At 71.1% G+C, this 19,491-nt stretch carries 18 protein-coding genes; 10 read left to right on the top strand and 8 right to left on the bottom strand.

Annotated features, from left to right (window positions below):
- Window positions 1-268: 268 nt before the first annotated feature.
- Window positions 269-487 (top strand): hypothetical protein, encoded by a 219-nt coding sequence (locus ACSP50_RS12395; protein WP_014689540.1) that lies wholly within the window; start codon window positions 269-271, stop codon window positions 485-487.
- Window positions 488-857: 370 nt separating this feature from the next.
- Here ACSP50_RS12395 and ACSP50_RS12390 read toward each other — a convergent pair whose 3' ends face one another.
- From ACSP50_RS12390 to ACSP50_RS12360, 7 genes are all read right to left on the bottom strand, one after another.
- A complete protein-coding gene (locus tag ACSP50_RS12390) occupies window positions 858-1,445 on the bottom strand; it encodes a hypothetical protein (RefSeq protein WP_014689539.1) in 588 nt (195 codons plus the stop codon).
- Window positions 1,446-1,686: 241 nt separating this feature from the next.
- A complete protein-coding gene (locus tag ACSP50_RS12385) occupies window positions 1,687-3,012 on the bottom strand; it encodes a NarK/NasA family nitrate transporter (protein ID WP_014689538.1) in 1,326 nt (441 codons plus the stop codon).
- 1 nt (window position 3,013) lies between these two features.
- A complete protein-coding gene (locus ACSP50_RS12380; protein WP_014689537.1) occupies window positions 3,014-3,319 on the bottom strand; it encodes a Rieske 2Fe-2S domain-containing protein in 306 nt (101 codons plus the stop codon).
- Entirely contained in the window at window positions 3,316-5,778 is a 2,463-nt protein-coding gene (nirB, locus tag ACSP50_RS12375) for a nitrite reductase large subunit NirB (RefSeq protein ID WP_014689536.1), read from the bottom strand. The genes ACSP50_RS12380 and nirB overlap by 4 nt, the downstream gene beginning before the upstream one ends.
- 95 nt (window positions 5,779-5,873) lie before the next feature.
- On the bottom strand, window positions 5,874-6,530 hold the full coding sequence (locus tag ACSP50_RS12370; RefSeq protein WP_014689535.1) for a sirohydrochlorin chelatase: 657 nt from the start codon (window positions 6,528-6,530) through the stop codon (window positions 5,874-5,876).
- Between the two features lie 202 nt (window positions 6,531-6,732).
- Complete coding sequence (locus tag ACSP50_RS12365) at window positions 6,733-7,833, bottom strand: uroporphyrinogen-III synthase (protein ID WP_014689534.1); 1,101 nt, start codon at window positions 7,831-7,833, stop codon at window positions 6,733-6,735.
- Between the two features lie 923 nt (window positions 7,834-8,756).
- Window positions 8,757-9,650: a diiron oxygenase gene (locus ACSP50_RS12360; RefSeq protein WP_014689533.1), complete on the bottom strand. Its 894-nt coding sequence runs from the start codon at window positions 9,648-9,650 to the stop codon at window positions 8,757-8,759.
- A 92-nt stretch (window positions 9,651-9,742) separates the two neighbouring features.
- On the opposite strand from ACSP50_RS12360, the gene ACSP50_RS12355 reads away from it, so the two are divergent.
- The 7 genes from ACSP50_RS12355 (at window position 9,743) to ACSP50_RS12325 (ending at window position 15,659) form a co-directional block, all read left to right on the top strand.
- The gene (locus ACSP50_RS12355) at window positions 9,743-10,426 is read left to right on the top strand and encodes a TetR/AcrR family transcriptional regulator (RefSeq protein ID WP_014689532.1); all 684 of its coding nucleotides are present in this window, start codon (window positions 9,743-9,745) and stop codon (window positions 10,424-10,426) included.
- Complete coding sequence (locus ACSP50_RS12350; protein WP_014689531.1) at window positions 10,423-10,722, top strand: DUF4873 domain-containing protein; 300 nt, start codon at window positions 10,423-10,425, stop codon at window positions 10,720-10,722. Before ACSP50_RS12355 ends, ACSP50_RS12350 begins: the two co-directional genes overlap by 4 nt.
- The gene (locus ACSP50_RS12345) at window positions 10,719-12,176 is read left to right on the top strand and encodes an NAD(P)/FAD-dependent oxidoreductase (protein WP_014689530.1); all 1,458 of its coding nucleotides are present in this window, start codon (window positions 10,719-10,721) and stop codon (window positions 12,174-12,176) included. The genes ACSP50_RS12350 and ACSP50_RS12345 overlap by 4 nt, the downstream gene beginning before the upstream one ends.
- A complete protein-coding gene (locus tag ACSP50_RS12340) occupies window positions 12,176-13,042 on the top strand; it encodes an SDR family oxidoreductase (RefSeq protein ID WP_014689529.1) in 867 nt (288 codons plus the stop codon). Before ACSP50_RS12345 ends, ACSP50_RS12340 begins: the two co-directional genes overlap by 1 nt.
- The gene (locus ACSP50_RS12335; protein ID WP_014689528.1) at window positions 13,039-13,878 is read left to right on the top strand and encodes an alpha/beta fold hydrolase; all 840 of its coding nucleotides are present in this window, start codon (window positions 13,039-13,041) and stop codon (window positions 13,876-13,878) included. The genes ACSP50_RS12340 and ACSP50_RS12335 overlap by 4 nt, the downstream gene beginning before the upstream one ends.
- Before the next feature lie 385 nt (window positions 13,879-14,263).
- Complete coding sequence (locus ACSP50_RS12330; RefSeq protein WP_014689527.1) at window positions 14,264-14,731, top strand: hypothetical protein; 468 nt, start codon at window positions 14,264-14,266, stop codon at window positions 14,729-14,731.
- 289 nt (window positions 14,732-15,020) lie between these two features.
- Window positions 15,021-15,659, top strand: coding sequence for a nitroreductase family protein (locus ACSP50_RS12325; RefSeq protein ID WP_014689526.1), 639 nt, complete (start codon window positions 15,021-15,023; stop codon window positions 15,657-15,659).
- 376 nt (window positions 15,660-16,035) lie between these two features.
- Here ACSP50_RS12325 and ACSP50_RS12320 read toward each other — a convergent pair whose 3' ends face one another.
- On the bottom strand, window positions 16,036-17,289 hold the full coding sequence (locus ACSP50_RS12320) for a citrate/2-methylcitrate synthase (RefSeq protein ID WP_014689525.1): 1,254 nt from the start codon (window positions 17,287-17,289) through the stop codon (window positions 16,036-16,038).
- Between the two features lie 68 nt (window positions 17,290-17,357).
- Here ACSP50_RS12320 and ACSP50_RS12315 point away from each other — a divergent pair, with 68 nt between their 5' ends.
- Window positions 17,358-18,488, top strand: coding sequence for a citrate synthase 2 (locus tag ACSP50_RS12315; RefSeq protein WP_014689524.1), 1,131 nt, complete (start codon window positions 17,358-17,360; stop codon window positions 18,486-18,488).
- Window positions 18,485-19,333 (top strand): class I SAM-dependent methyltransferase, encoded by an 849-nt coding sequence (locus tag ACSP50_RS12310; RefSeq protein ID WP_014689523.1) that lies wholly within the window; start codon window positions 18,485-18,487, stop codon window positions 19,331-19,333. The genes ACSP50_RS12315 and ACSP50_RS12310 overlap by 4 nt, the downstream gene beginning before the upstream one ends.
- The last annotated feature ends 158 nt before the right edge of the window (window positions 19,334-19,491 follow it).

Raw genomic sequence — 19,491 nt, 5'->3', positions numbered from 1 at the left:
CGCCGTTCCCCACCATTGACCATGGTGTTCATCGCGTCGGGCACCACCCGGGTCAGGGTCATCCCGAGGCGCACGTCCGGGAACGGCGGCGGGTGAGCGAGGTCGCTCGGGTGCGGGACGGTTTCAGCTTGGTTGCCGGTTGCGCGTGGCGGGTCGGTCAGTGGCGTTGACCGAGCGTGGGAGGGCAGGGGGCCGAAGGAGGGTGGGGCCGGCGGGGTGAGGCGTGCCAGAGTGGCGCCTGATGCATGCCGGGCAGGGAGAGGGATCGATGGACGACGCACTGGTGGCCTACAACGCCGGTCGGGTGGACGGGGCTGCCGGGCACCGGGACCCGCAGATCGCCGAGGATCCGGAGGTGGGAGCGGACTACCGGATCGGGCTGCTGGACGGGCGGATCGCGGCATATCACATGATCAACGAGGTGCGGGGGATCCTGGGGGTCACCGACTCGCTCTTCGATCAACCGGATGATCCGCGACCGGCGTGACCGAACTGCCGGATGACGCGGGACAGGGCGCGGATGCCGGACGGCCCCCGATCGGTGTGCGGAATTGCCGGTCGGTCCCCGCATGGCGTGAGAATGCGGCCGGACCTCCGCTGAATGGACGGCATGCCGGTCGACCATTCGGCCAGAATTAAACGGAAAAAGACGGATATTCCCGAATTAGGTGGAACGAAAACCTCGGGCGGATAAGCCACGGGGCTGCTGACCGCGTACCGGGAAATCGCCAGTGAGAAATCGGCGGCGGACCGCGCCGCGCCGGATCGCCGCAAGCGGGGAAAATGATCGCGTCGCCGGAACGGCCGCGGGCCGCATCCCCGGAAGGATGCGGCCCGCGGCCGAGAGAAATCCGTGTTCAGTTCTTCTTCCAGGGGCCGGGGCCCCCGTGCGGTCCGTCATGGAAATCCGGGCCGTCATGGAATCCGGGGCCGTCGTGGAACCCCGGGCCGTCGTGGAACCCCGGGCCGTCGTGGAACCCCGGGCCGTCGTGGAACCCCGGGCCGTCGTGGAAGTCCGGACCGTGGTGGAAGTCCGGACCGTGGTGGAAGTCCGGACCGTGGTGGAAGTCGCCGGGCCCGGCCCACCCGTAGTACGCCTTGAGCGCCCAGCTGCCCCGCCGGAACCCGTGCCGCACCGGGATGCAGTCGTGGCTGGCCCACTGGTGACGGAATTCGCCGCGGCGGCCGACCGCGTGGCAGGCCATCGGGCTGCGGTAGAAACCGACGATCCGGTCCTGCAGGTGCGCCTTGGCCTGCGGGGCGGCGGGGGCCTGCGGGGCAGCGGGCTTCTGCGGGGCAGCGGGCGCCTGCGGAGCTGCGGGCTTCTGCGGGGCGGCGGGCGCCGACGACGTGCCGGTCGATGCGGCGGCGGGCCCGGCGGCGACGGCCAGGCCCGCGGCGACCGCCAGACCGGACATCGCGACACCGCGAATGATCCTGTTCATGGGATCACCTTTCGTTGCAAAAGGTAATTTCGGACAAACTGATCATATGAGGCATCTGGCATAGCGCCGAAAGCGACACGTCCCACGATCAGGTGACCCCGGTGCGCCATTCGATCTTGAATAGCAATGCATTTTCGCAGCTCATTACGGCATTGACGGAGTGGCGGCTGCACAGCGGACAGAAAGTGCGAAATGCCGACGGCCCGGCGCGTCGTCACGCACCGGGCCGTCGGCTGACCGATCAGACCGCGATCGCCCTCCGGGCCCCGGGCCGCAGGTAGACCACCCAGGTGACCACCACGCACAGCGCGTAGAAGCCGATGAACGCCAGGTACGCCGCGTCCGCATCCTTGTAGATCAGGAACGACTGCCGGAAGGCCAGGTTCACCAGCACCCCGCCGACCGCCCCGATCGCCCCGGCGATGCCGATCACCGCACCGGACAGCCGCAGGGCCTGCGGGGCGTCGTCCGGGTACTTCGCCTTGAAGATCGCCGGGATCATCTTGTACGTCGATCCGTTGCCCAGTCCGCTGAGGATGAACAGCGTGATGAAGCCGGCGATGTACAGCGGCAGCGACCGCTGCTGTGCGGCCACCAGGACGACGCTGGCGCCCAGCCCCATCGCGATGAAGTTCACGAAGGTCACCCTGGCCCCGCCGAGCCGGTCGGCGAGCGCCCCGCCGAGCGGCCGGATCAGCGAGCCGAGCAGCGGGCCCAGGAAGGTCAGGTACGCCGCCTTGATCGGGGTGTTGAACTGGCCGGCGAACTGCACCTGCAGCACCTGGCCGAAGGCGAACCCGAATCCGATGAACGAGCCGAAGGTGCCGATGTAGAGCAGCGACATCACCCAGGTGTGCCCGTCCCGGATCGCGTCGCGCATCCCCCGCTTGTCGTTGCGGGCCTGCGACAGGTTGTCCATCCAGAGTGCCGAGCCGAGGGTGGCCAGCACGATCAGCGGGATGTAGATGCCGGCCACGATCCCGGGGTGGCCGGCGCCGGCGGTGGCGAGCACGGCCAGGCCGACCAGTTGCACCGCGGCGACGCCGATGTTGCCGCCGCCGGCGTTGATGCCCAGCGCCCAGCCCTTGTAGCGGTTCGGGAAGAACGCGTTGATGTTCGCCATCGACGAGGCGAAGTTGCCGCCGCCCACCCCGGCCGTGGCGGCCAGCAGCACCAGCGTGGTGAACGAGATCCCCGGCCTGATCAGGAACGCCGCCAGGATCGACGGGATGAGCAGCAGGGACGCGCTGATCACCGTCCAGTTGCGGCCGCCGAAGCGGGCCACCGCGAACGTGTACGGGATCCGCAGCCCCGCCCCGACCAGCGTCGGGACGGCGGTGAGCAGGAACTTCTGCGCCGGGTCGAAGCCGTATTTCGGGCCGAGGAAGAGCACCATGACCGACCACAGCGACCAGACCGAGAAGCCGATGTGCTCGGAGAAGATCGAGAAGATCAGGTTGCGCTTGGCGATCCGCGACCCGCCGTTCGACCAGAAGGTGGGGTCCTCCGGATCCCACCGGTCGATCCACTTGGCCCGCAGGGTGGGACGTTCGGCTACCAGGGTCATGTCACTCTCCCAGAACGATCTGGCCGTCGTCGACCCGCACCGGGTAGACGTCGATCGGGGGCTGGCCGGACGGGGAGCACCCGGTGGCTAGGTCCCAGGTGAACAGGTGCAGGGGGCAGACGACGACCGCGTTGTCGATCTGCCCGTCCGCCAGCGGGCCGCCCTTGTGCGGGCAGACCGCCGAGACCGCGCGCAGCGAGCCGTCCCGCAGGCGGAAGATCGCGATCATGTCGTCCCCGACGGCGTAGGTGCGTCCTTCGCCGAGGGGGATGTCGGAGACGGGGCCGAGAGTGGTCAGTGTCTTCATGCGCGCACCGGAACCTGGGGGAGGACGATCAGGGGCAGGGAGGTACGGAACTGGCCGGGCGTGGCCGGCTCGGCCCGCTCCTTCCAGGGGTCCTTGTAGGACTGAACGGCTTCCTCGACGGCGGCGTCCAGGGCAGCGGCGATGCCGTCCGCGTCGTCGACGACGATCTCGCGGATCCGGTCGATGCCGACCCGCGGGACGAACGCGTACGTCCGCTCCAGCCAGTTGGCGTTCTCCCGGTAGTACTGCAGGAACCGGCCGGTCAGCCGGATCACCTCCGCGGCCGAGTCGACCGTGGTGAGCAGGTCGCCCTTGCGGATGTGGGCGCCGGCCGCGCCGCCGACGTAGATCTCCCACCGGCCGCCGTCGATGGCGACCACACCCAGGTCCTTGACGTACGCCTCGGCGCAGTTGCGCGGGCAGCCGGAGACGGCGAGTTTCATCTTGCCGGGGCCTTCGAGGCCCTGGAACCGCTCCTCGATGGCGATGCCCAGCGCGGTCGAGTCACCGACGCCGAACCGGCAGAAGTCCGAGCCGACGCAGGTCTTCACGGTCCGGAAACTCTTGGCGTACGCGTAGCCGGACGGCATGTCCAGGTCGGCCCAGATGGCCGGGAGCTGTTCCTTCGGGATGCCGAGCAGGTCGATGCGCTGGCCGCCGGTCAGTTTGACCATCGGTACCTGATACTTCTCGGCGACCTCGGCGATCCGCTTGAGCTCGGCCGGGGTGGTCACGCCGCCCTTCATCTGCGGGACGACGGAGAAGGTGCCGTCCTTCTGGATGTTGCCGTGGACGCGGTCGTTGATGAAGCGGGCGTCACGCTCGTCGACGTACTCGGCGCCCCACATCATCTTGAGCAGGGAGGCGAGACCCATCTTGCTCTTGGCGTCCTCCGCACCGCCGGGCACCAGCGTGGCGAAGACGGACGATACGCTTTTCAGCCCGAATCCTCGGATGGCGGCCATGAGTTCGGGCTTGGGCATCGGCACCCCGGGCACGTACCAGGACGCCGCCGGATCCTCCTCGGCAGCACCGCCGTTGGCCCACTCCACGATCCGCTGGACCAGCGGCTTGCAGGTGCCACACCCCTTACCGGCCCGGGTCCTGTCCATCACCCCGCTGACCGTCGCGCAGCCCCCGGCGACCACCCCGCAGATCGCACCCTTGCTGACCCCGTTGCAGTTGCAGACCTGAGCGTCATCCGCCATCTCCGCGGGCGGGACCTCCCCCGCCGGCCCGCCGATGTCGAAGATCAGCTCGGCGCGCTCCTCCGGCAGCCGGACTCCGCTCTCGAAAGCCTGGATCAGCGACTGCGCCTTGCCGTTGTCCCCGACGAGGGTCGCGCCGACGAGCACGTCGTCCCGGATGATCAGCTGCTTGTGAACGCCCTTGCGCGGCTCGTTGTAGACGATCACCTCGTCGTCCTCGGACTCCGGCGCGATCAGCCCCATCGAGGCCACGTCGATGCCGGCCACCTTGAGCTTGGTGTAGAGCTTCGACCCCTCGTACGCCGCGCCGGCATCACGGCCGGTGATGTGGTCGGCGAGCACCTTGGCCTGCTCCCACAGCGGCGCGACCAGCCCGTACAGGTTGCCGCGGTGCTGGGCGCACTCCCCCACCGAGTAGATGTCGGCCTGGCCCCGCACCCGCATCTGGTCGTCGACCACGATGCCGCGTTCGACCGGCAGGCCGCTGCCCGCCACCATCTCGGTGTTCGGCCGGATCCCGGCCGCGATCACCACCACGTCGCACTCGATGACCGTGCCGTCGGCCAGCTTGACCCCGGTGACCCGGTCCTTGCCGAGGATCTCGGTGGTCATCGCGTTGGTGATCACCTGGATGCCGAGCCTGCCCTCCACACTGGCCTGCAGCATCCGGCCGGCCTTCGGGTCGAGCTGGCGCTCCATCAGGTGGCCCATGGCGTGCAGCAGGGTCACCTGGCTGACGTGGTTCTGCAGGCCGCGGGCGGCTTCCAGGCCGAGCAGGCCGCCGCCGATCACCACGGCCCGCTCGTGGTCCCGGGCGTAGCGGATCATGCCGCGCGTGTCGTCGAGGGTCCGGAACGCGAACACGCCCTGGTGGTAGCCGCGCTTCGGGTTGTGCACGTTCTTCATCGGCGGCGTCCACGAGTAGCTGCCGGTCGCAATGATCAATTTGTCGTACGGGGTGACCACGCCGCGGCTGTCGACGACGGTCTTGGTGGTCGCGTCGATCCGCTCGACCTTGACGCCGGCGTTCAGCGTGATGCCGTTGTCCCGGTACCACGCCAGGTCGTTGAGGAAGATGCCCTCCTCCGTCTCCACCCCGGCGAGCAGGTTGGACAGCATGATCCGGTTGTAGTTGCCGTACGGCTCGTCACCGAACATCGTCACGGAGAAGTCCCCGTCGCGGGCGAGGATCTCCTCGACCGTGCGGGCCCCCGCCATGCCGTTGCCGATGACGACAAGCTTCTGAGTCACTGCGTCGGTCCCTTCTCCTCCGGTGTGTCCGCAACTCTCGCGGTGCGGCGTTAACCGGGAAGACCACTTGCGGTGACACTGTTGTTCGGAAATCCCTACAAGCGGCGGCCCGCTGTTGTGAGGACCGCGCTGTCGAACCGACCCAGAACGAGGTCGGCGACGGCCGCGTCCCGGCACAGTGGCGGGGTCACCGCGTCGGCCCCGGCGCCGCTCAGCGAGCGGTAGAAGAGGCCGTCGGCGAGCAGGTAAGCGGCGATCGCGATCCGTTCGGCGCCCTCGGCACGCAGGCCGGCGACCACGTCGGGAACGCGCGGGCCGCTGCCGGAGACGTAGCCGACCCGGGCTGGGCCCGGCAGCCGGGTGGCGACCTGGGCGACGTCCGCGCGCCAGGCGGGATCCGAGGATCCGGCCGCGGCCAGCACCACGGCGCCGGCCGGCGGCAGGTGCCGCATCATGGCGTCGAGCAGCAGCGGGTCCGGGCCGAGCGGGGCGGTGACCGGGATGCTCGTGCCGGCGACCGCCTCGGCGATGTCGACCCGCACGTGGTAGCCGGCCGACAGCAGCAGCGGGACGACGACGGCGTTCGGGGTGATCGGGACGATGTCGGCGACCTTCGGCTCCTGCACGTCGACGTAGCAGAGTCGGACGTCCAGGCCGGGGCGGCGGCGGGCCACGGCGCCGGCGAGGTCCTGCAGCTGGCGGCGGCCGTTCGCGGACCGGGTGCCGTGCGCGACGGCGATCAGAGTGGGCACGGTGCCTCCTAAGGGCTTTCCAGCGGCATTTCCGGTACGTCGCGGCAGCCGACGGCTGCGATCGCGGAGGTGGCGGTACGGCGTGGGCAGCGCGCCGGGTCGCTTCGGTGCGACCCTGGCGGCGTCGCCGGACCCCGCGGCCGCCCCGGCATGATCATCGGGTGCCGGCCGCGCGGCGTCACCGGTATGACCGGTGCTCCGCTCAGGCTGCTTCGTCGACCCGGAGACGGTAGCCGCGTTTGATCACGGTCTCGATGTGCCTGCCGGAGCCGAGGGCGGCCCGCAGCCGGGCCACCGCCACGTCCACGGCGTGCCCGTCGTTGCCCCGCGGCAGCGCCGCCGCGAGCTGTTCCTTGGAGACCACCGCGCCCGGCCGGCGGGCCAGCGACGCCAGGATCGCCATGGCGGCCGGGGCCAGCGCGTGGACCGCCCCGTCGATCAGCACCGCGTGCCCGCGAACCTCGAGCGTCGTCCCGGCGACCCGCAGCCGCACCGCCCGCCGGGGCAGCTCGTCGGTGACCGTCTTGATCAGCGCACCGAGCCGGAACCGTTCCGGCATCACCACCGGCACGTCCCGCTCCACCAGCGGCGCCGCGGTCACCGGACCCACGCAGGCGGCCAGCGTGCCGTCCCGGAAGGCGGCCGGCACGTCCACGCCGGTCTCCCCGGCGATCTGCAGGAACGCCTTGACCGCCGGCGCGCTGGTGAACGTGACCGCATCGATCTGCCCGGCGGCCACCTGCTCGGCCAGCCGGCGGACCGGGGTGGTGTCGGCCGGCAGCGCCCAGCGGTACACCGGCACCTCGACCACGGCGGCCCCGGCGGCGCGCAGCGCGTTCACGAACTCGGTCTGCGGCTCACCGTGCTCCTGCACCACGATCTTGCGCCCGGCCACCCCGTCGTGCAGCAGCCGTTCGAGCACCTCCTCCGACGCCTCGGTCTTGGCCGCCCAGTCCTCGGAGAGCCCGGCCGCCCGGATCGCCCCGCACGGTTTCGGCCCCCGGGCGATGATCTTCGCGGCTCGCAGCGCCTCGCGCAGCGTCTCGGCGAGTCCCCAGCCCTCGGCCGCCTCCAGCCAGCCCCGGAAGCCGAACCCGGTGGTCGCCACCACGAGATGCGGCTCCAGCCCGATGCACGCCTCGGTCGCCGCGCGCAGCGCGTCGTCGTCGATCAGCGGCACAATGGTGATCGCCGGCGCGCTCACCACCCGAGCCCCCCGCCGCTCCAGCAGCGCGGTCATCTCACCGCGGCGCCGTTCCGCGGTGACCGCCACGGTGAACCCGGCCAGTGCGCCCTCGGTCATCCGGTCTCCATCCCGTGCGGTCGTTTCCGCTGCAAGAGTCCTAAGGCCTCATTTCGGGACCGGCAAACAAATGTTTCCACCCGAATAACGCCGACTCACTTCGGCCGCCGACCGCCTTGTGACCGCCTGATCATCTTCCGGTCACGACCGCGCCGGCTCGGGTCCCGACCGGGGCGGCGCGCTCCCGCGGACCCCGAGACGCCGGTCTCCCACCGGGGCCGCTCCGAGCCCGACCACCAGCACCGCCACGACACCGGCCACCGGATCCGGCGACAGAAGCCCCTGCCGGGATTGTCCGCCTCGCCACCGCCCCCGAGCGGCCGAACTCCCCGGCTGCCGGCAATTTTCCCGCCACCCGGCGCCACCGCTGAACCCGGCACCGCCGCTGAATCGGCCGCTACCGCTGAACCCGCCGCCACCGCTGAACTCGCCGCCATCGCTACCGCTGAACCCCGCGCCACCACTGAACCCGCCGCCAACGCCGGCCCGCCTGACTGGCCGACCCGGCGTCACCCGGTGCCACGGGGGCGGCCCCTGCCATACGACTCGCGGGTGCATACGGGACGGTCGCAGCCAGCCGGGGTTTCAGTGAGCACACGCGGATGTAGGACCGGAGGGCTTCGCGTTCTGGACGCGTTGCGGCCAGCGAAGCCCGCAGGGACCCTCGGCGGGAGCGGCGATCAGTTATCGGCCGCAGCGCACGACATCAAGATCTTGAAGTTGATCTTGATTTTTCCGCACGAAAGCGCCGGCCCGCGCCTTCGGAGGACGCGAGCCGGCGCGGCCCCGGCCGGAAGCCGGGACGTCTGCCATCGGGATCTCCTCGCCGACGACCGCCCCAGGGGGATCATGCGGTCGGCGGCCGCCTCAGGAGGATCATGCCGTCGGCGGCCGCCTCAGGGATCTCCTCGTGGCGGGCCTTCTTATCGCGGGAGTAGGCCGCTCGCCTTCCACAGCGCCTTGGCCGGGCCGCCGCCGATGAGGTCCAGGTCGGACAGGTATCCGACGATGCGTTCGCCGGCCCAGCGCATCGTCTCCCGGTGGTAGGGGTTGGCGCGGGCGACGCGGCGGCCCTCCTCCGGGTCGATGCCGACGGCGCGGTAGACACGCGGGTCGATGAGGCGGGTGCCGGTGAGGTAGGCGGCTCGGGCGATGACCAGGCGGTCGAAGGCGAGCCGGGATTTGCCGGCGAGGCGGATCTGGCGGGCCAGTTCCTCGCGGGCGAAACGGACGTGGCGGGCCTCTTCGACGACGTGGATCCGGGAGACCATCCGGACCAGCGGCTGGACGGTCTCGTCGGCCATCGCCTCGCGCTGCAGGGTGTCCAGGATCTCCTCGGCGATCAGGATGGCGGCGAACATGCGCGGACCGGTGGCGGTGTGCGCGATCCAGGTGCCGAGGAACTGGTTGATGCCGTCGGGGCGGTAGACCGGGGTGTCGAGCCGGGCGATCATCTTGCCGAACATGATCGAGTGGCGGCATTCGTCGCCGATCTCGGTGAGCGCGTACTGGGCGTGCGGCGAGGTGGGGTCCTGCCGGTAGTAGCCGCGGACCAGCAGCTGCATCAGGATCGTCTCGAACCAGACGCCGAGGCCGGCGATGCTGGCGACCTCGTGCTTGGTGAGTTCGATGCGCTGCTGCTCGGTGAGCCGGTCCCAGAGCGCGGTGCCGTACAGGCTGGAGCGGTGCACCGGGACGAAGTACTTGCCCTCGACGAACGGGGCGTCCCAGTCGATCTCGATCTCCGGGTCGTAGGAGTGCTCGGCGGAGGAGCGCAGCAGCCGGCTGGCGGTGCGGTCCCGGTCAGTCACTGTCATCGGTCCTCCAGAGAGTTTCGCTTGGTGACGCCAGTAGTTCTCGACGCCATTTGTTCTTGACGTTACCGGCGGTAACAGTTACTTCTAGTACTATGAACTCGGTCACCCCACCCGTCAACACCGATGGCCGCCGCGGCCGTTGGGACAGTCATCGCGAGCAGCGCCGCGCCGAGCTCACCGCCGCCGCGATAGAGGCGATCCGGCAGCACGGGCCGGAGGTCGGGATGGAGGCGATCGCCGCGCACGCCGGGGTGAGCAAACCGGTGCTCTACCGCTACTTCAGCGACAAGTCGGAGCTGTGGCTCGCGGTCGGGCAGCAGGCCGGCACGATGGTGCTGGAGGCGATGATCCCGGCGGTCGCCTCGGTCCGCGAGGAGCGGGCCGCGATCGCGGCGGCGATCGACGTGTATCTGACGCACATCGAGGCCGATCTCAACCTGTACCGGTTCGTGGTGCACCAACCGGACATCGCCCGGCACCGGGACGTGGTCGCCGACGTGGTGGACACCGTGGCCAGCGGCCTGGCCCGGATCTTCGGCGACCGGCTGCGGGCCCGCGGGCTGGACTCGGGCGCCTCGCTGCCGTGGGCGTACGGGGTGGTCGGCTACGTGCAGTCGGTCGGCGACTGGTGGCTGCGGCAGCAGCAGCCGATCAGCCGGGAGGCGCTCGGCGAATACCTGACGACGTTCCTCTGGGGTGGCGTCGCCGGCATCAGCCGCGCGGCGGACATGCCCGGTGGCCTGGCAGCGCAAGCGGAAGGGTGGTTGCAGGCATGACCGATGAGGAGGAGTACCGGGGCCCGGCACTTCTGAGGATCGAGGGAAGTGAGTTCCCCGTCGACATCCGGATGTCGTCGCACTTCGAGCCGATCGAGGGGCGGTTCCGCTGGGCGGGGCGCACCAACCCGGTCGACGAGCTGCGGGAACGGGTCAGCGGCGGGTTGCGCAAGGCGACCATCGCGATTCCGGGAGCACCCGACACCGCGGTGCGGTTGAGCGAGCCGGACCCGTGGGGCGGGGTCCGGATCAGCGGGACGGGCACTCCCCCGTGGTTCCCGGCGGTGCCGGCATGAACCACTTCGACATGCTGATCATCGGCGCCGGGCTCTCCGGGATCGGGGCCGCCTGGCGGCTGCAGGACCAGCGGCCCGGCGACACCTACGCGATCCTCGAGGCGCGGGACGCGATCGGCGGCACCTGGGACCTGTTCCGCTACCCCGGGGTGCGATCCGATTCGGACATGTTCACGCTGTCGTATCCGTTCCGGCCGTGGCGGGAGCCGGAGTCGCTGGCGTCCGGCGACAAGATCCGGCGGTACATCGAGGAGACCGCGGCGGAGGCCGGAATCACCCGGCACATCCGGTTCGGGCGCAAGGTCGTCAGTGCGAAGTGGTCGTCGGCCGAGGCCCGCTGGACGGTGCGGACCGCCGGCGGCGAGGTTTACACCGCCGATTTCGTGTACGCGTGTGCCGGCTACTACAGCTATGCCGAGGGCTATCAGCCCGACTTCGCGGGGCTCGGGGACTTCCGTGGCCGCGTCGTACATCCGCAATTCTGGCCGGACGATCTCGATTTCCACGACCGGAGGGTCGTGGTGATCGGCAGCGGGGCGACCGCTGTCACCCTGGTGCCGGCGATGGCCGCGGACGCCGCGCACGTCACCATGCTGCAGCGCTCACCCACCTACGTGATCCCGCAGCCGAACCGCGACGTGGTCGCGAACGCGGCCCGCAGGCTGCTGCCGCCGCACGCCGCGAACCGGGTGGCCCGGGCCAAGAACGTGCTGGTCACGCAGCTGTTCTACCAACTCGCCCAGCGACGCCCGAAGCTGGTCCGGCGGGTGCTGCGGGGCGTGGCCGGGCGCTATCTGCGCACCCCGGGATACGTCGACACGCACTTCAACCCGCGGTACGACCCGTGGGACCAGCGGCTCTGCGTGATCCCGGACGGCGACCTGTTCCGGGTGATCGCGGACGGCCGGGCCTCGGTGGTGACCGACCACGTCGACGCGTTCGTGCCCGAGGGGATCCGGCTGAGGTCCGGCACCGTGCTGGCGGCGGACGTGGTCGTCTCGGCGACCGGCCTGTCCCTGCTGCCGGTCGGCGGCGTTCAGGTGAGCATCGATGGAACGCCCGTCGATATCGGTCAGCACGCCGCGTACCGCGGGATGATGCTGTCCGGGGTGCCGAACTTCGCGTACTGCATCGGATACGTCAACGCCTCCTGGACGCTGCGCGCCGACCTCTCGCACCGCTATGTGCTCAAGCTGCTCGACCACATGGCCCGCCACAACCTGGCCGTGGCCACCCCCGCCGAACCCGGCGCGGCCGGCCGGCCGCTGCTCGACCTGAGCTCCGGATACGTCCAGCGGGCCCTCGACAAGTTCCCGCGCCAGGGCGACCGGGACCCGTGGCTGGTCCGGCAGAACTACCTGCGGGACGTGGTCGCCACCCCGCGCGCCGACGTCACCCAGGACATGCGTTTCACCCCGCGCTCCGCCCCCGTCCCTGCTTCCAAGGTGGTCTGATGCCCCGACTCGATCCCTACCGGTTCGCCGGTCGCACCGCCGTGCTCACCGGCGCGGCCAGCGGCATCGGTGAACAGCTCGCCTACGGCCTGGCCCAGCGCGGCAGCCACCTGATCCTGGCCGACGTCGACGCCGCCCGGCTCGACCCGGTCGCCGCCCGGATCCGCTCCGCCCACCCGGCACTCTCGGTCGAGACGGTCGTCGCCGACCTGTCCGACCGGTCCGCTGTCGACGCCGTCGCGGCCCGGGTGCCGGCCGCCATCGGACTGCTGATCAACAATGCCGGTGTCGCCCTCGGCGGGCGCTTCGACCAGGTCAGCGTCGACCAGTTCGAGCATGTGATGAACGTGAACTTCCGCGCCCCGATGCTGCTGACGCACGCGCTGCTGCCCGCCCTGACCGCCACCCCGGGCGGCCACCTGGTGAACGTCTCCAGTCTCTTCGGGCTGATCGCGCCGCCCGGGCAGAGTGCCTACTGCGCCAGCAAGTTCGCGCTGCGCGGTCTCAGCGAATCGCTGCGCGGCGAGCTGTTCGAGAACGGGGTCGGCGTCACCACGGTGCACCCCGGCGGCATCCGCACCCGGATCGCGGAGAGCGCACTGATCGGCGAGGGCGTGCCGGAATCGGACATCGCGCCGACCCGCAAACTGTTCGCCGCGCTGCTCTCCTTCCCCGCCGAGAAGGCCGCCGAGCAGATCCTGCGGGCCACCGAGAAACGCAAGGCCCGGCTGCTGATCGCGGCCAACGCGAAAGGCCCCGACCTGCTGCAACGCATGCTCCCGGTCGGCTCCGGCACCATCATCAGGGCGCTCACCGCCGCCACGGTCAAGACCGCGGGGCGCGCCAAGGCGGGTGCCACCCGATGAATTACCTGGACGTACGCGGTTCCCGCATCCGTTTCCACGAGACCGGCGACCCGGCCGCCCCGCCGGTGGTGCTGCTCCACGGGATCGGGCGCAGCCTGGAGGACTGGTCACTGCAACACCCCCGGTTCGACTCGGACTATCGGGTGATCAGCATCGACATGCCGGGGTTCGGGCTGTCCCGGCGGGTGCCGGCCACCACCACCCTGCCGGTGCTGGCCGACGCGGTGTGGGCGACGCTGGACGAGCTCGGCGAAACTCGACCGGTGCACCTGATGGGCAACTCGCTGGGCGGCGCGGTGTCGATGACGATGCTGGCCGGCACCCCGGATCGGGTGACGACGCTGACCCTGGTGAACAGCGCCGGCTTCGGCAAGGAGGTCACCTGGGCGCTGCGCGTGATGGCCCTGCCCGGCCTGGGTCGCACGATGCTGCGCAACATCGACAAGCGCACCGCCCCCCGGGTCGAGCGAACCCTGTTCCGCGACCGCGCGCTGGTCACCCCGGAACGGGTGGAGATGGCCATCCGGATCGCCCAGCAGCCCGACTTCGCCCCGGTGTACCTGGAGGTCGCCAAGGCCCTGGGCGGCCTCCGCGGCGTAGCAGCCCCCTGGCGGACCGCGCTGCTCGCCTCCATGGCCGGCCTCACCACCCCCACCATGATCGTGTGGGGCGACCGCGACATGATCCTGCCCAGCCACCACATGGCCGCGGCCCGGGCCGCTTTCCCGCATGCCCAGTCGCACATGTTCCCGGAGACCGGGCACATGCCCCAGATCGAACGCCCCGACGAGTTCGCGGCCCTGGTCCGCCCCATGCTCGCCGCGGTCCCCGCCTGATACCGGGATCCGGGCGACGAAAGGGGGCGCCGCCCGGATCCCCTCCCCTCGCTTGCGGCCGCACCGCTCGCCGCTTCCCCTCCGCCGCCCGGATCCCCTCCCTCCGCTTGCGGCCGCACCGCTCGCCACTTCGCCCTCCGCCGCCCGGATCCCCTTCCTCCGCTTGCGGCCGCACCGCTCGCCGCCTCCCCTTCCGCCGCCCGGATCCGCTCCCTCCGCTTGCGGCCGCACCGCTCGCCGCTTCCCCTTCCGTCTCCCTTCAGCTTCCGCGCCGGACGCCCCTCCGACTTTCCACGCCGGGCCACCTCCGGCGGCTGTCCACCTTCCTGTGGCAATCACCCGACGGTGGAGTTGCGGAACCAGATTCACGCGGTTGGATGGAACCATGCGCCGAGCGATCCTGTTGTTCGTCGCGCTGATCGGGGGATTGCTCGCGGGCTGCGGCTCGGCATCACCGAAAGCGCCGGCCCCAGCCCTGCCCGCCGTCACCGGCACCCACCCGGTGGGTTCGGTTCAAGACCTGCAGACCGCCGATTCGTCCGTGCGGGTCAAGGTCGCCGCCGCCGGCGCGGCCGCCGACCGCTACGTGGTGCGGGTGACCGTGCAGGTCCTCCGCGGCACCTACGAGTTCAACCCAGTCCTCCTCCATCTCCGCGACACCACCGGCGCCGACACCGGCCCGGTCCCCGGCCGGTCCCGGCCAGCGACCGCTTTCACCCTGCACCCCGGAGTCACCCTGAGCTGGCGTGTCCCCTTCCCGCACCCCGCAGCCCCGGACGCCCAGGTCGTCCTCACCAGCCGATCCGGCACCGCCCTGGCGGCCTGGAACACCCGCCCCGCCGGCACCCCGTAACGGCCGTCCCCCGTCAACCACGCCGCTCTGCGGTCGCCTCCCAGCCCGGCTCCGACGGCGCCGCCCAGCCGGGCCTGCTATCCGCTCGTCGTGCCGTCCGCTCGTCGTGCCGCCCACTCGTCGCGCCACCCGCTCCCCCTGCCACCCACTCGCCCTGCCACCCACTCGCCCTGCCACCCACTCGCCCTGCCACCCACTCGCCCTGCCACCCACTCGCCCTGCCACCCGCTGCCTTCAACCTTGCGGCGGTCCTGCTCGGCGGGCGTTGCACCTGTCCTAGGCTTCGGTCATGACCACTCCCCAGCCGCAGGATCTCCGTCTGCTGGAGGCGTTGCACTCCACGCCGGCCCGCCGCTACCTTTCCACCGAGCCGATCGCCGACGACGTGATCCGCGACATCCTGGACGCCGCGATCCGCGGCCCGTCCGGCGGCAACAGCCAGCCCTGGGTCTGGATCGTGGTCCGGGACGCGGACACCAAGAAGCAGATCGCCGACTGGTACCGGGAGGGCTGGGAACGCCACTACGGCTCCCGCCGCGAGGAGATCCTCAACGCCCCCGACGGCGGCCCGATGTCCAAGCGCAGCTTCCTGGCCGCCGACCATCTGGCCGCCCATCTGGAGGAAGCCCCCGTCTGGATCATCCCCGCCATCCTCGGCGCCGCGAAATCCAGCAACCCCCGCCTGGGCTCCTCCATCTACGGCGCGGTCCAGCAGCTCATGCTGGCCGCCCGCGCCCATGGTCTCGGCTCCACTCTCACCACTCTGCACATCGGTCACGAAGCCGACGTCCGCGACATCCTCGGTCTGCCGGAGAATGCCCTCACCATGGCCCTGATCCCGCTCGGCTACCCGAGCAAGGGCCGCTGGGCCCAGCCGAAGCGGCGTCCCCTGGAAGAAGTCGTCTTCTTCGACCGCTACCAGCAGTAACCACCGGCCCCGGCTCACCCACCGGTCGGCCGGGGCCGCGCCGTCGGTCCCTCCCCCGGACACCGCGCCCGGACACCGCGCCCGGTCGTCGCCCAACCGGCCCACCAGCCCCGCCGCCAGCCCGGGCGACCGCGGCCGACCACATCGCCGAGGCAGCACAACCATTCATCCACTCCACCCCCCACAGCTCGGGCGCTCCAGCCCACCGATGCCGCACGTCCTGATCACCGCGAGCGGCCCAGGCGCACCGACCGCACCGCCCGTCGGGGAAGGCCCCGGCCCGAGCGGCGTCACCAGCCTCCCGAGTGGAGGTTCGGCCCGTCAACCGTGCGGGGCGGTGGGCGCACTCGGTTCTCCTGACAGATGAATTGCTTGGTCAGGCGGGTGGCCGGCCGGAATATTGGCCCGTGGGACGGAACCGGACCGGGTGGTTGGCGTACTCCTCCAGAGCGTGCGCCAGCCAGCCCGCGGTGCGGGCGATGGCGAAGATTGCCTCGCCCGCGTCGGACGGCATACCGAAGTGGAGGGTCAGCGTGGCGAGCGCGAGATCGATGTTGGGGTGGATCCCCGAGCGGGCCTGGACCGCGTCGGCCAGCGCGGTCGCGGCCCGCCGGGCGGGATGGTCACCGAGCAGCCGGAGGATGGTGATGGCGCGCGGATCACCGTTCTGGTAAAGCAGATGCCCGAAACCGGGAATCCCGCCGGAGACCCGCAACCGCTCGGAGATGATCGCAACCGGGTCCGCGCCGGCCAGCGCTTCGACGAGCAGCGGGTGGACGTACTCACTGGCGGCGCCGTGCAGCGGACCGTCGAGGGCCGCCAGGCCGGCGCTGACCACGGCATAGGGATGCGCCCGGGTCGACGCCGCCACCCGGGCGGCCAGGGTGGAAGCCGCGATGTCATGGTCGGCCAGCAGGATCAGCGCCGCTTCCAGGACCCGCCGTCCCACCTCGGTCATCGGCTCTCCGGTGAGCCTCGGCCACAGCAACTCGGCGATCGACCCGGGACCCCCCGCCCCGGTCGGCGCCGACGGATCCGATCGGAGGATGTCTACCGGCTCCCGGGCTGACCGGAGAGGCAGGGCCGCGACCATGGTGGCGATCAGGGTGCGACCGGTGGTGACGACAGCGGCGGGGCTGGTGTCGAAGCGGAACGGATCGGCGGCGGCGATGGCGGCCACCGTGACCCGCAGGCGGTCGGTGAGGCGGGCCGTTGCCGGCAGCAGCGCGCCCACCCGCTCCGCCAGCGCCAACGATGCGCGACTGACCGCGAACGGCGCCGGCTCCAGAGCGCCGCCCCCGTCCAGGCCCGGCTCCGGGTCGTGCGGGCCGGTCCAGAGCAGGGTGGCGACCGCTTCATAGGTCGAGGTGCGGGCCAGTTCGGTGGCGTCCCGTCCGCGGTAGAACAGCGCGCCGTCGCGGATCAGGGTGATGCCGGTCTGGATGTTGGGGGTGGCGCGTTTGCGGCCGGCGAGCAGGGCGTCGACGTCGGCCTTGGCGAACAGGCTGCCCTTCCCGGCGGCGTTGCGGCGGCTGGGGAGCAGGCCACGGCTGACGTATGCGTACACCGTCGCCGGTTTGACGCCGAGCCGCTGGGCGACCTGATCGGTGGTGAGGAGCTGCTCCGACATGTGCACATCATCTCATGTTGACCGCATCAACATTGACGGCACATCCATCAAGTCGTCATGTTGAGAGCATGTTGACAGTGAATCCAGGACTTGCCGGTGTCGTCGCCTTCGACACCGAGATCGCCGAGCCCGACCGCGACGGCGGCTCCCTGCGCTACCGGGGTGTGGACATCCGTTCGCTGGCGGGAAACGTCTCCTACGGCGACGTCTGGGGTCTGCTCGCCGACGGCGACTTCACCCGCGCGCTGCCCCCGGCCGAGCCGTCCGCCGTCCCGGTGCGCTCCGGTGACGTGCGCGTCGACGCGCAGGCCGCGGTGTCGATGCTCGCCCCGCACCTCAGGCTGCGGCAACTCATCGACATCGACGATGTGCAGGCGCGCGACGACCTCGCCCGGACCTCATCCATGATTCTTTCGTACGTCGCGCAGGCGGCCCGCGGCGCGCACCTGCCCGTGATCCCACAGCGGCTGGTCGACGCGGGCCGCAGCACCACCGAACGGTTCATGATCCAGTGGCAGGGTGAGCCGGATCCACGGCAGGTGGCGGCGCTGGACCGGTACTGGATCTGCGCGGCCGAGCACGGCATGAACGCGTCCACCTTCACCGCGCGGGTCGTGGCGAGCACCGGCGCCGACGTACCGGCCTGCCTGTCGGCGGCGATCTCGGCGCTGTCCGGCCCGCTGCACGGCGGCGCCCCGGCCCGGGTGCTCGGCATGATCGAGCAGGTGGAGCGCGCCGGGGATGCTCGGGCGTACGTCCGCGGGGTTTTGGACAGCGGTCAGCGGCTGATGGGTTTCGGTCACGCGGTGTACCGGGCCGAGGATCCCCGCGCCCGGATCCTGCGGGATGCGGCGTTCGAGCTCGGCGCGCCGCGTTTCGAGGTGGCCCGGGACCTGGAGCTGGCCGCCCTCACCGAGCTGCGCGAACGGAAACCGGACCGTGTCCTGGAGACGAACGTCGAGTTCTGGGCGGCCGTGATCCTCGACTTCGCGGGCGTGCCCGCGGAGCTGTTCACGTCCCTGTTCGCCTGCGCGCGCACGGCCGGCTGGAGCGCGCACATCCTGGAACAGAAGCGCCTCGGCAAGATCATCCGCCCGTCCGCCGACTACGTCGGCCCGGCTCATCGCCCGGCCGAAGCGCTTGCCGGCTGGTCCGACGCCCTGCACCGCAACCGCCTGCCCGGGAACGTGACCGCATGAGTGCGGACACCGCCGATCTCGGGCAGCCCGTCGCCGACTTCGGAAACGCCAAGGACTTCGGACAGGCCGCGGCAGGCTTCGGCGAAACCGTCGATTTCGGACGGACCGCCGCCGACTACGCCCGGCACCGGGCCGGTTTCCCGCCCGCGCTGATGGACCGGATCGACGACGTCGCCGGCCGGACCGTGCTGGACCTCGGCACCGGAACCGGCAGCCTGGCCCGTCTTTTCGCCGCCCGCGGCGCGGTCGTCACCGGTCTCGACCCGGCGGAGCCGCTGCTGGACCAGGCTCGTCGCCTGGATCGGGAGGCAGGTTTGAGCATCCGGTACGTCGTCGGCGCCGCCGAATGCATCCACCTGCCGGACGCCACGTTCGACCTGGTCACCGCGGGTCAATGCTGGCACTGGTTCCGGGCCGGCGAGGCAGCCGCCGAAGTGTCGCGGCTGCTCCGTCCGGGCGGCCGGATCGTGATCGCGCACTTCGACTGGCTGCCCCTGCCGGGCAACGTGGTCGCCGCCACCGAGGAGCTGATCGTGGCGCACAACCCGGCCTGGGCGCTGGCCGGCGGCACCGGCATCCATCCGCGCTGGCTCACCGACCTGCGCTCGGCCGGCTTCACCGGGCTGGAGACGTTCTCCTTCGACGTGGACGTCCCGTACTCCCCGGTCGACTGGACCGGCCGGATCCGCGCCAGCGCGGGCGTCGCCGCGAGCCTGCCACCGCCCGCTGTCGAGCGCTTCTCGGCCGAACTCACGGCCCTGCTGGAGCGCGACTTCCCTGCCGACCCGCTGCTCGTCCCGCACCGCGTATGGGCCGTCGTGGCCCGCAAACCGGACGACCGGTAGCGCAGGCCCGGTAGCGCAGGCCCCGCCGATCGACGGCGACCAGTCCCTGCCGATCGACGGCGATGAAGACCAGCACCCGCCGGTCGACGGCGAGCAGGTCCCGCCGATCGACGGCGACGAGAACCAGCACCCGTCGGACGCGGCCCTGCGGGTGAAGA

It is taken from the genome of Actinoplanes sp. SE50/110, assembly GCF_900119315.1.
In the GTDB taxonomy this organism is placed as follows: domain Bacteria; phylum Actinomycetota; class Actinomycetes; order Mycobacteriales; family Micromonosporaceae; genus Actinoplanes.
This window is presented reverse-complemented; position numbering and strand designations above follow the sequence as displayed.